The organism is Rhodococcus sp. ACPA4, assembly GCF_002300185.1.
Classification (GTDB): domain Bacteria; phylum Actinomycetota; class Actinomycetes; order Mycobacteriales; family Mycobacteriaceae; genus Rhodococcus_F; species Rhodococcus_F globerula.
The window spans coordinates 346,189-356,704 of the sequence record NZ_NSDY01000002.1 but is presented as its reverse complement, the minus strand read 5'-3'; the positions used below and the strand labels follow the sequence as shown (position 1 = coordinate 356,704).

At 60.6% G+C, this 10,516-nt stretch carries 11 protein-coding genes; 3 read left to right on the top strand and 8 right to left on the bottom strand.

What is annotated here, in order from left to right; genetic code table 11:
- Nucleotide 1: 1 nt before the first annotated feature.
- The gene (menC, locus tag CJ178_RS24880) at nt 2–1,135 is read left to right on the top strand and encodes an o-succinylbenzoate synthase (RefSeq protein ID WP_095888251.1); all 1,134 of its coding nucleotides are present in this window, start codon (nt 2–4) and stop codon (nt 1,133–1,135) included.
- An 82-nt stretch (nt 1,136–1,217) separates the two neighbouring features.
- Nucleotides 1,218–1,898, top strand: coding sequence for a 3'-5' exonuclease (locus CJ178_RS24875; protein WP_095888250.1), 681 nt, complete (start codon nt 1,218–1,220; stop codon nt 1,896–1,898).
- A 16-nt stretch (nt 1,899–1,914) separates the two neighbouring features.
- Here CJ178_RS24875 and CJ178_RS24870 read toward each other — a convergent pair whose 3' ends face one another.
- Nucleotides 1,915–3,387 (bottom strand): class I adenylate-forming enzyme family protein, encoded by a 1,473-nt coding sequence (locus CJ178_RS24870; protein ID WP_033232349.1) that lies wholly within the window; start codon nt 3,385–3,387, stop codon nt 1,915–1,917.
- A 168-nt stretch (nt 3,388–3,555) separates the two neighbouring features.
- On the opposite strand from CJ178_RS24870, the gene CJ178_RS24865 reads away from it, so the two are divergent.
- A complete protein-coding gene (locus CJ178_RS24865; RefSeq protein ID WP_033232351.1) occupies nt 3,556–4,209 on the top strand; it encodes a PadR family transcriptional regulator in 654 nt (217 codons plus the stop codon).
- Between the two features lie 51 nt (nt 4,210–4,260).
- Here the strand turns inward: CJ178_RS24865 and CJ178_RS24860 are convergent, their stop codons facing one another.
- From CJ178_RS24860 to CJ178_RS24830, 7 genes are read right to left on the bottom strand one after another with little or no spacing between them, the layout of a single operon-like run.
- A complete protein-coding gene (locus CJ178_RS24860; RefSeq protein WP_095888249.1) occupies nt 4,261–4,677 on the bottom strand; it encodes a Zn-ribbon domain-containing OB-fold protein in 417 nt (138 codons plus the stop codon).
- A 2-nt stretch (nt 4,678–4,679) separates the two neighbouring features.
- Nucleotides 4,680–5,882: a thiolase family protein gene (locus CJ178_RS24855; RefSeq protein WP_033232354.1), complete on the bottom strand. Its 1,203-nt coding sequence runs from the start codon at nt 5,880–5,882 to the stop codon at nt 4,680–4,682.
- Nucleotides 5,882–6,337, bottom strand: coding sequence for a MaoC/PaaZ C-terminal domain-containing protein (locus CJ178_RS24850; protein WP_095888248.1), 456 nt, complete (start codon nt 6,335–6,337; stop codon nt 5,882–5,884). The genes CJ178_RS24855 and CJ178_RS24850 overlap by 1 nt, the downstream gene beginning before the upstream one ends.
- A gap of 18 nt (nt 6,338–6,355) precedes the next feature.
- Nucleotides 6,356–6,880 (bottom strand): FAS1-like dehydratase domain-containing protein, encoded by a 525-nt coding sequence (locus CJ178_RS24845; RefSeq protein WP_092806256.1) that lies wholly within the window; start codon nt 6,878–6,880, stop codon nt 6,356–6,358.
- A 12-nt stretch (nt 6,881–6,892) separates the two neighbouring features.
- Complete coding sequence (locus tag CJ178_RS24840; protein WP_095888247.1) at nt 6,893–8,164, bottom strand: CaiB/BaiF CoA transferase family protein; 1,272 nt, start codon at nt 8,162–8,164, stop codon at nt 6,893–6,895.
- Complete coding sequence (locus CJ178_RS24835; RefSeq protein ID WP_092806252.1) at nt 8,161–9,372, bottom strand: CaiB/BaiF CoA transferase family protein; 1,212 nt, start codon at nt 9,370–9,372, stop codon at nt 8,161–8,163. The genes CJ178_RS24840 and CJ178_RS24835 overlap by 4 nt, the downstream gene beginning before the upstream one ends.
- Nucleotides 9,365–10,504 (bottom strand): acyl-CoA dehydrogenase family protein, encoded by a 1,140-nt coding sequence (locus CJ178_RS24830; RefSeq protein WP_095888246.1) that lies wholly within the window; start codon nt 10,502–10,504, stop codon nt 9,365–9,367. Before CJ178_RS24830 ends, CJ178_RS24835 begins: the two co-directional genes overlap by 8 nt.
- Between the last annotated feature and the right edge of the window lie 12 nt (nt 10,505–10,516).

Here is a 10,516-nt window from a genome sequence, read left to right as displayed (position 1 = left end):
GATGCATATCGAATCCGTAGAACTGCGCGAGCTGCGCATACCGCTGGTCTCTCCGTTCACCACGTCCTTCAGCACGCAGTACGAGCGCAACACGCTGGTGATGAAGGTAACCGGCACTGCTGACGGCCCGAACGGCCCGGTCGAGACCACCGGATGGGGCGAGTGCGGCGCGCTGAGCGACCCGTACTACTCCGCCGAGTACACCGCAGGTGCGCGAATGATTCTGCGCGACTATCTGATTCCCGTACTTCGCCAGGCGCAGTCGACGGGCCCGCTGTCCGCCGAAACAGTCGGCCACGCGCTCGCCGGCATCGTCGGCCACCGGATGGCGAAGTCGACTGTCGAAATGGCTGTCCTCGACGCAGAGTTGCGGGCACGCGGTCAGTCGTTCGCCCGTTACCTCGGTGCCACTCGCACACGGGTGCCTTCCGGAGTATCGGTAGGCATCCAGGACAGCATTCCCCAGTTGCTCGGGACCGTCGGCAACTACCTGTCGCAGGGCTACGTCCGCATCAAACTGAAGATCAAACCTGGCTGGGATGTCGAACCGGTTGCCGCAGTACGCAAGGAATTCGGCTACGACGTTCCCCTGCAGGTCGACGCCAATGCCGCCTACACCCTCGTCGACGCCCCATTACTGCGCCGGCTGGACGAATTTGCACTGCTCCTCATCGAACAGCCACTGGCCGAGGACGATCTGGTGCAGCACGCCGCACTTGCCGCAGCGCTCAGTACGCCCATCTGCCTCGACGAATCGGTGGAATCCGCCAAGGATGCCGCGGACGCGATCACGCTGGGCGCTGCGTCCGTCATCAACATCAAGCCGAGTCGGGTCGGCGGGTATCTGGAGGCTAAACGCATCCATGACCTGGCATCAGCCCACGGCGTCGCGGTGTGGTGCGGCGGAATGCTCGAGACGGGAATCGGCCGCGCTGCCAACACGGCGCTTGCGGCGTTGGACGGCTTCACGTTACCGGGCGATATTTCGGCATCGGACCGGTTCTACGCCGAGGACATCACCGAACCGTTTGTCATCGAGGACGGGCACATCGCTGTGCCACAAGGGCCGGGCTTCGGTGTGACTCCGCACCTGGAGGTGCTGGAGCGATTTACTGTCGGGACCGACTCAATGTAGGTCGAGAGGGTTCGGGCCAGTTCTTGTCGGTGCCTGCGTGCATAGTGAACCGGACATGAACTTGAACACCGAAAGGCCCCCGATGAACAACTGGTCCGATCGCCCGATCTGCGCGTTCGACCTCGAGACCACGGGGCGCGATCCATCCACAGCCCGGATCGTCAGCGCGTGTGTTGCCGTCGTGGATGGCTCGAGTGTCGAAACCCGCACGTGGTTACTCGACCCGGGCGTCGATATTCCGGCCGGTGCCATCGCTATTCACGGCATCACCACCGAATATGCGGCTGAGCACGGTCAGGACTACGCCGAGGGCTACGAGGAGATCCGTGAGGCTCTCCACAATTCGTGGGCACGTGATCATTCGGTTGTTGCGTTCAACGCGTCCTACGACCTCACGGTCATGCACTGCGAAGGCCTACGAATCGGCAAACCGGCGCTGGTTCCCGGCTTGGTTGTCGATCCCTACGTGATCGATCGCGCGATGGACAAGTTCCGCAAGGGAAAACGAACGTTGTCTGCGGTCTGCGAGTTCTACGGAATCACACTCGAATCCGCGCACGAGGCAGAGGCCGACGCGATGGCCGCGGCAGCTCTGGCACGAGAACTAGCACTGCGTTTTCCGGAGATCAACGATCTTGATCTCATGGTCGATCAGGCACAGTGGCACGCCGAACGTCAACGGGATTTTGCCGAGTTTCTGAGCAGTCAAGGGAAAGACGTGTCAGATGTGAACGGCCAGTGGCCTATTCATTTCGTAGCCTGACACCTGTGCGTACAGGTCACAATCTCTGCGAAACCTGCTTGCGTAGTTCTTCTCGTGATCGTTTGCCGGTGTGCGTTGTCGGGAACATCTCCAGCTCGACAAAGATGCGCGGCACCTTGTAGGCGCTTAACCGTTCCTTGCAGAAATCGATCAGATCCTCGGAATCAACGGAGTATCCGTGGACCGGAATGATGCAGGCAACCAGCCGTTGGCCTTGCCGTTGGTCGGCCACGCCGATCACCGCGACTTCGAGGATCAACGGGTGATCCATCAATACCGTCTCCACTTCTTGCGGGTAGACGTTGAAGCCGCTGACGATCACCGTGTCTTTTGCCCGCGAGACGATATACAGGTGCCCCTCGTCGTCCGACCAACCGATGTCGCCGGTTCGCAACCAACCGTCACCGTCTACTGCGTCGTCGGGCGTTGATTCCGGATCGTCTACCCCTCGCAGATATCCGTGCATGATGTTGTACCCGGAGCAGAGAACGTGGCCGTCCTCGTCCGGAGGCAGCGGATAGCCGTAGTCGTCGACAATCCGAATTTCGAGTCCGTCGACGGGGGTCAACATCGCGAGCGAACCCGATTCGCCTTCGGTGATACTGCCCATGGCGACGGTTCCACAGGCTTCGGTAAGCCCGTAGCCGACAACCATATTCACGATTCCGAGTTCGCGGCACGCTCCGCGCATTCTGTCGAGTGGCACTTCGGAACCGCCGCTCACCGCCATTCTGCATACCAACCCGATGTCGTCGCGGCCACTGCCGACCAGATCGAAGAGGATGGTCGGCGGCCCCATCACCACGCTGACGCGGTCACGGACGATCACATCGGCAAGGTCGGCTCTGTCGTAGTGTTCGACGACGCGCACCGAGGCTCCGGCGCACATTGCGGTCAGCAGCACACCGTTGAAACCGAACGAATGTGCAAACGGGACGGCACCGATCACTCGATCCGCACTGGTCAGCTCGAGCCGGTCCGCCACTGCCGAGTACAACCGCGACAGCTGTCCGTGGGTCATGGGAACTTGCTTGGACACCCCGGTCGAGCCGGAGGTCGAGAGAATCACCGCGATGTCGTCGGGCCCCGCTGCCGGTCTATCCGGGTGAGGGGCGGTAGTTCTGGCGGCTGCCATGATGTCGGCGATCCGTGGTTGGTCGACTACGAGCGCCGGTTCGGTGACATCAAGGATCCGTGAATATTCGGGACCACTGACACCGTGGCCCACCGGAACAACGGTTGCCCCAGCGCACAGTATCCCGAGTGCGATACAGACCCAGTCGGTGGTATTCCGGCCGCTGAGGACCACCCGTGCACCCGGTCGCACACCGGAATCTGCCAGAACAGCGGCCACTCGCAGTGCCTGATCGGTCAGTTCGCCGTAGGTGATCTCCTGGCAGCCGTCGAGCAATGCCACCCGGTCTCCGCACCGGTGTGCCAAATCCACACAGAGCGCGTCGAGCGTCGATACCAAAAGATCACGCGGCATATCTGCATTGAAACACTCGGCCGACGTAGGCTTGACGCCTCTCCCGCTCAGTGGTCCTACGGGAGCGGCACGCAGACAGCTGTTCACAGGCACCTTCTACGACATATTGCCAGCATATTTCTAACCGAAATACTCTCTTTAGGTCTACCGCCAGGTAATCTTTCGACTATGGCAAAGGACAAAACACCTGCAGACGCGCCCACTCTGCGACCGACAAGTTGGGCCGTCCTGGGTCTGCTGTCCTTCGGATCCGAACTCTCCGGTTACGACCTCAAGAAATGGGCCGACTGGAGCCTGCGATTCTTCTACTGGGCACCGTCGTACAGTCAGATCTACAGCGAACTGCGCAATCTCGAGGCGCACGGCTTTGCCACGTCCCGCGTGGTGAGCACAAACGACGTCAAGAGTAAGCGCCTGTACGCGATCACTCCGGCCGGAACCGACGCGGTAGCGACGTGGGCAAACGAATCGCCGGTCGAACCCGCAGTGCTCAAACACGGCGTAATGCTCAGGATGTGGCTCGGCCATCTGGCCGACCCTGACAAACTGCAATCGGTACTCACCGAACATCGCGACCAGTCCGAGAAGATGCGCATCCGCGCAATTGCCGACGCCGAAGGCGCGTCCGAAGAAGCTGGATGGGCATATCCCGAACTGGTGCTGCGATGGTCCGAGATGTACTACGAATCCGAGCGTGACCGCGCAAACTGGATGTTGGAGAACATTTCTCGACTCGGATCCGACAAATCCAGCGCCGGCAAAGCACGCCGGAAGAAGCCTGAACCCCGTACCCCGGACGAGCTCCGCAAACACGAAGACTAATGCTCGTATCGCTCTGATACTGAAGGTGTCAGAGCGCTAGAGGCCGATATCTCAGCAGAGCGCTCGAGGCCGATATCTCAGCAGCGTGATGTCTCGATCCGGATAGTCGCAGAACACGGGTTCCACGCGCATACCGACAGTCAGTTCCAGATCGCCGACATCGACCAGTTCGGTACTGAACCGCGGCCCCTCGTCCCACTGCACCACCGCCAACATCTGCGGCAACGCATCCGACCACGGCGGTGCTGTGGGACGGTCAGCCACCGTATAGGTGTACAGCGTGCCCAATCCACTGATCTCACGCCACTCGAGGTCGTCGGCCAACGTGCGCGGAGCCAGCAATCTCGGATAGAAGACAAATTCGTCCGATGACGGCGAGTACTGAATCTTTATCTTGCTTTCTCGCAAAGCATTCCAGAACGGTGCGGACACCGGCGTCGGTTCCGGATACGGCTTTTCGTTCGACATCCCTAATCTCCCTGGAGTATCAGTGCGACTTGCTCACTCATGATGCCGCCGTTCCCGGTCACGAAAGCGGTATTGCAGTCGGCAACCTGCGCCGCCCCGGATCGGCCCATCACCTGACGTACGCCATCGCATACGTGGTGCATCCCGCCCGCCATTCCGGCTTGCCCGTAGGATAATTGGCCGCCGGCGGTATTCAACGGGAAGTCCCCTCGGAAGGTCAGGTCTCTCGACGACACGAACTCCATACCCTTCCCCTTCTCACAGAAGCCCGCGTCTTCGAGGCTCATCACCACCGTGATCGTGTAGCAGTCGTAGATCGACGCGACATCGATTGCCGAGCGTGAGATACCCGCCATGTCGAATGCCGTGTCCGCAGCCTTCGCAATCGGGGTGCGCACCATGTCTTCTGCATAGGTCGGTGTCTTGAACGACAGGTGTTCGCCAAACCCCTTGACCCAGACCGGCCTGTTGCGACCGCGACGCGCGATGTCAGCGTTCGCCACGACAATGCCTGCTCCACCTTGCACCCGCATCACAACCTCGAGCATCCGAATGGGATCGGCGATCATCGGACTCGCCAGAACGTCGTCGATCGTGATCGGCTTTCCATGGAACACCGCACCGGGAGTACTGCAGGCATTGGTTCGCTGGTCCACCGCGATCTTGGCGGTGGCACGGTCGTCGTACCCGAATTCCGACGCATACCGCCGAGCGATCTGGGCGTACGGCGCATTCTGACCGAGATTACCGTACGGAATCTCGAATTCGGCTTGAGGAGAACCGAACTTGCCACTCGAGGCACCGAGATACCCTGGATCCACAGCGGGCTGAATCTGCGACTTCGGTGTCATGAACGACCCAGGAACAATGACCAGTACCGCGTCGCAGATACCGAGTTCGACGGCTGCGGCAGCTCGCCACACCATCCCTGCCGCCGTTGCGCCGCCGAGGTCTACTCGCTCACCGAAGTTCAAGGGAATCCCGAGATACTCGGACAACGTGGCCGGGGCAAACATATCGGATTCCGCAATACCATGCGTGACAAGACCATTGATCTGCGACGCCTTCAGACCCGCATCCTCGATTGCCAGCTTCGAGAGCATTGCCCACTGCTCGATGGTGAACAACTCAGGACGGGTCTGCTTGCGCTGGGCGGGCAATTCACAGAACCCGACGATGGCGGCCTCACCGCGCAGTCCCGCCATCAGGACGCTCCGGCGGAGATAGCACTGTCACGGCGTGGCAGCAGCACGGTGGCCGTTCCCGGCATCAGCACCTCACCACCCCGCACTCCGGCAAGTTCCAAATCGACCAGCGCTCTACCGTTCTCGTCGCGTTTTCCGGTCACTGTCCCCGTGAATTCCAACGGCTCGCCGGGAAAGGCCACAGCCCGGTTCGAGGCCGAGAAGTTCACCAACGATCCCCCGCCACCGATCCAGTCGGTGACAACGCGCGCCAGAAGCGCCGCCTGAAGCGGACCCTGTACAACGACGTCCTGATAGCCCTCGACGTCGACAGCCCAACTCCGGTCGTAGTGAATGCGGTGCCCGTTGTACGTCGCTGCGCTGAAGAGGAACATCTGCAGTGCAGTGACACTGACAGCCAACACCGGAATCGTGTCGCCGGTGTTGATATCATCGAAATATACTTGTGTTGACATAACTTTCAACTCCTCGCGCTACGGTCGGGCGATCATCGAGGTGGTCGCTTCGGCAACAACCTCGTCGTTCTGATTGGTATACGTGGTCTTCCACGTCACCAGGACGAATCGGCCGGACCGACCGCGCTTCTCGACCACCGAATCCACGACGCGCACACTGGTGATCACATCTCCGTCGTAGGCCGACCGAAGAAAGGTGGTGTTCTCGCCACCTGCCATTCGCTTGGGGCACAACGGGAAAACAAGATTCCCGGAGGCAGCACCGGATGAGCCGTCTACCCGAAGTTCCGGTATCGGCGTCACCCCGAGAATCGCGTACTGCAAATACAGCGGCGGAGCGACAATATCGCGATAGCCGTGCTCACGGGCATAGTTGCTGTCGAAGTACAGCGGGTTGGTTTCGCCGACGGACACAGCCCACCGTTGCCAGTCCCGCGCGACCACAGCTCCGCTCGCCTGGGAGACCACCTCCCCGACACGCTCGGCAACATTGTCGGGGATCAGAGATTCCGAATCCGGAATCACGGCTACGTTTTCAGTCATGTTCTTTCTCTCTCAAGCTATTTGATGGTCGGTGACCAGTCCGGAATTCTCGAGTTCTGCATACTTCTCATCGGAATAGCCGAGGATCTTCTTGTAGACGTACTCGTTGTCTTCACCGAACCCTGGGAGTACCCGTCCGAATGCCAGATCGAATCCCTCTACCCGCCAGGGATGTCCTGGATACCGATAGGTTCCCACCGACGGATGTGACCGCTCCTGGAACCAGTCACGCTCGCGCAGATGACGGTCTTCGAGCAATCCGGTTTCGCTCATCACTTCACCTGCGGGAACGGCACACTCCTGCAACACCGAAACAACCTCGGAAGCCGACATCGAACGGGCCCACTTCGCAATTCGATCCCTGATCGACGCGGAGTTTGTCCGTCTGGCGACTGTATCGGCGCCCATTTCGACAAGTTCGTCCCCGCCGATTACCGAGGCCAATGCCGTCCACTCGCGATCGCTGCGAACGGATATCGCCACCCACCGATCCTCATCCGCACTGAGGTAAACATCCTGCAGCACATGAGGATCGGAGTTGCCGAGGATCTCCGGAACTCTCCCGTTCACCTGCGCGTCGAGCACGAACTCCCCGATCTCCGCCATAACGTTCTCCGCCTGCGCAAACTCGACAAGTCCCCCAACGCCGGTGTGCTCGCGGTCCAACAGCGCGGCCATCACCGCAAAGGCCAAACCTGCCGGAGCTGCCTCGTCCATGTGGTAGTTCTCGCCGGCCGAGTCGGCTTCCTCACCCTCGTAACCGTCCATCGCGGCAATCCCCACCAGCGAGTTGAAATTGGGGCCGTAACCGAGATAGTCACTCATCGGTCCGGCCATTCCGAGGGGTGGCATGCGAGCGACGATCAATCGAGGGTTGAGTTCGAGCAAACGCTCGTGCCCAAGCCCCAACTTCTCAAGAGTTCCGTTGGAATTGTTCTCCACCAGAACATCACTGACTTTGATCAGTTCGATCACAGCTGCGTGTCCCTCAGCGGTATCGAGATTCATGCACGCCGACAGTTTGTTCCGGGCATGCCAGTTGAAGAGAGCTGTGCGGTCGTACGGTCGCTCGCCGGGATCCTTCTCCGGATAGGTGCCGCCGTGATACCCGGTCTGCGCGATCGATTCCTTCGTTGTCTTTGCCGAAACTTGTCGGCTGACACGGTTGTTCCCCTCCACGCGTATCACTTCTGCGCCCAAGTCCCCCAGCATCGCTGTCGCACCGGGGCCGGACCACACAACCGTCAGGTCGACAACACGAATCCCTTCGAGCGGATAACTCATACTCGCTCCCCTGTTTGTGTCAGTGACTCACGGATCTGCGGGCCGTGCTGGTCGAGAGTTGGTGCGGTATGACGCAACTGGTACCCGTTGGCCATCCGCCACGGCGCACCCGTGTACTCCAACGTGCCCGCAACCGGATGTGTACCGCTGACAAATGCGCCTCGGCTACGAAAGTGATCGTGACTCAACAATTCCGAGACGTCGAGATACGCCGTGACGGGAATACGTGCCGCCTCGCACTGTTCCATGATGGCGACTTTGGGCCGCTGCGCGAACCACTCGGTGACATATTCCATGAACTCGTCACGATCCCTTCCCATGATCGTCTCGCGCCCGTGGTACCGCGTATGGAACGCGTCGTCGTGCTCGCCGACTATGTCGACCAACCGATTCCAGAAAGCCTGATTGGTCACGTACAGCATCACAAATCCGTCCTTGGCCCGGAACGGTCCGGTGAACGTCGCGCCGTGCCGGTGCGGGCTTCGCACTCCGCGTGGAGCATTCATGCCGGAATACGCCGCCGAAACGAGGTACGACGCTCGCCGGTCGGCGCCGGCGAGCAGAACCTCCTGCCCGGACACGTCGATCACGGAACCTTCTCCTGTGCGCTTGGCGCTGAAGATTCCCGCCATCGTGGCTTCGCCGGCGGTACGGCCGATCGTGTAGTGCTCGAGCAGTCCCGGTTTACGCAACGGCGCACGATCAGCCGCACCAGTTGCGTTCATCGGGCCACCGGCAGCCTGAAGGACCAGGCCGCTCGCTTCACGATCCCGGTACGGTCCGGTCTGGCCGAAAGCACTGATCCGCGTGATCACCAGCGACGGGTTGCGCGCGTGCAGCACTTCCGGTCCCAGGCCCAATTTCTCCAGCTGGCCGGGACGGAAGGACTCCACCACCGCGTCCGCCGTGTCCACGAGGTTCAGGAGAACCTCCCGATCGGAATCCGAGGTCAAGTCAAGGACAAGCGATTTCTTGTTGGTGTTCAGATGCAGGAAGAGTGCGCTTCGCTCGACGTTCGGAACGTCGCCGGGGAACGGTCCCCACGCCCGCGTCAAGCTGCCCGTCTCCGGCTTTTCGACTTTGACAACGTCCGCACCAAAATCTGCGAACATCTTTGTTGCGTATTCTCCTGCCACCCACCTCGACAAATCCACGATCCGAAGATCCTGAAGTGCCTGCCGCGGTCCGGGTTTCGCTTCGCTAGGCAAGGTTCAGCTCCTTCTGCAGCCAACCCGCCGCAATATCTGCTGTGCCGTATCGGATTTCTGTGACCTTCGCCCGCTCCGACCACAGGTGCAAATCAGTCTCGAGGACGTATCCCATACCACCGTGCAATTGATGTGCATCCAGGGTCGCGCGCTTGTAGGCCTCGTTGCACTGCATTTTTGCAATCGCGACCGCACGGATGGCGGATTCACCGCGAGCCACCCACCACACCGCGTGCGCGGCAGCCAAGCGGGCACCTTCGAGCGCGATGTGCATGTCCGCGACAATGTGTTGTGCGGCTTGGAAACTACCGATCGGACGCCCGAACTGCTCACGCTGGGCAATGTAGTCGACGGTGCGATCCAGAACTGCGGCGCCGCCGCCTGCCATCTCCATGCATTGAAGCGCCACTGCCGCATTGGCGACCCACCGAAGATCGTCGGCGCTCAGCCCATTTCCGCTGCCCCCGAGAGAAACGGCCGCGTCCGAGGCGAACACGTCGACAAGTTCGACGCGAGATAGCCTCTCTCCGGACATGTTCGACAATGGGGCGGCATTCCAACCTTCGGCTGTCGGCTCGACGAAGGCGCAGATCAACCGTTCCGGTTCGGCAAACACCGATGTGCGAGCGGTCACGAGAACCACGTCGGACATCGAGGCGTTCACGGCAAATGGCAGGGTTCCGTTGAGCAGCCACCCACCCGGAGCTGGTGTTGCGGTCAGAGTGGGTCGAATATCGCCGGCGTCCCCGGGATTCCAGGCGGCAACGCCGGCGCGAAGTCGACCTTCGGCCAGCGCAGGCAGATAACGCCTGCGTTGTTCCGACGTAGCCAGTCGCCCGACGGCAATACCGAATTGCAGTGTGCTGTAGACAATCGACGGGCAGAGAACCCGGCCGGCCTCCCGAAAGAACACACCGAGTTCGTACAGGCTGGCTCCACCGCCGCCGTATTCTTCATCGATCGCCAGGCCAAGTACACCAACCTCGGCAAGCGCCGTCATCAGTTTGTCCGGGCTGCTTTCGGACATCGGTTCTGCCAGTTCTCGTACCATACTGATCGGGCATTGTTTGGCCAGGACGGCAGCCGACATTGCCTGCAGATCGAGTTGGTCTTGGTTAGCAACAAGTTTCATCGGCAAACTCCT

What these genes read in the sequence shown, in the direction of transcription:
- CJ178_RS24860 (WP_095888249.1), bottom strand. Translation starts at nt 4,677, where the DNA reads ATGTCGAACGAAAAGCCGTATCCGGAACCGACGCCGGTGTCCGCACCG.
- CJ178_RS24855 (WP_033232354.1), bottom strand. Translation starts at nt 5,882, where the DNA reads ATGGCGGGACTGCGCGGTGAGGCCGCCATCGTCGGGTTCTGTGAATTG.
- CJ178_RS24875 (WP_095888250.1), top strand. Translation starts at nt 1,218, where the DNA reads ATGAACAACTGGTCCGATCGCCCGATCTGCGCGTTCGACCTCGAGACC.
- CJ178_RS24840 (WP_095888247.1), bottom strand. Translation starts at nt 8,164, where the DNA reads ATGAGTTATCCGCTCGAAGGGATTCGTGTTGTCGACCTGACGGTTGTG.
- CJ178_RS24850 (WP_095888248.1), bottom strand. Translation starts at nt 6,337, where the DNA reads ATGTCAACACAAGTATATTTCGATGATATCAACACCGGCGACACGATT.
- CJ178_RS24830 (WP_095888246.1), bottom strand. Translation starts at nt 10,504, where the DNA reads ATGAAACTTGTTGCTAACCAAGACCAACTCGATCTGCAGGCAATGTCG.
- menC (WP_095888251.1), top strand. Translation starts at nt 2, where the DNA reads ATGCATATCGAATCCGTAGAACTGCGCGAGCTGCGCATACCGCTGGTC.
- CJ178_RS24865 (WP_033232351.1), top strand. Translation starts at nt 3,556, where the DNA reads ATGGCAAAGGACAAAACACCTGCAGACGCGCCCACTCTGCGACCGACA.
- CJ178_RS24870 (WP_033232349.1), bottom strand. Translation starts at nt 3,387, where the DNA reads ATGCCGCGTGATCTTTTGGTATCGACGCTCGACGCGCTCTGTGTGGAT.
- CJ178_RS24845 (WP_092806256.1), bottom strand. Translation starts at nt 6,880, where the DNA reads ATGACTGAAAACGTAGCCGTGATTCCGGATTCGGAATCTCTGATCCCC.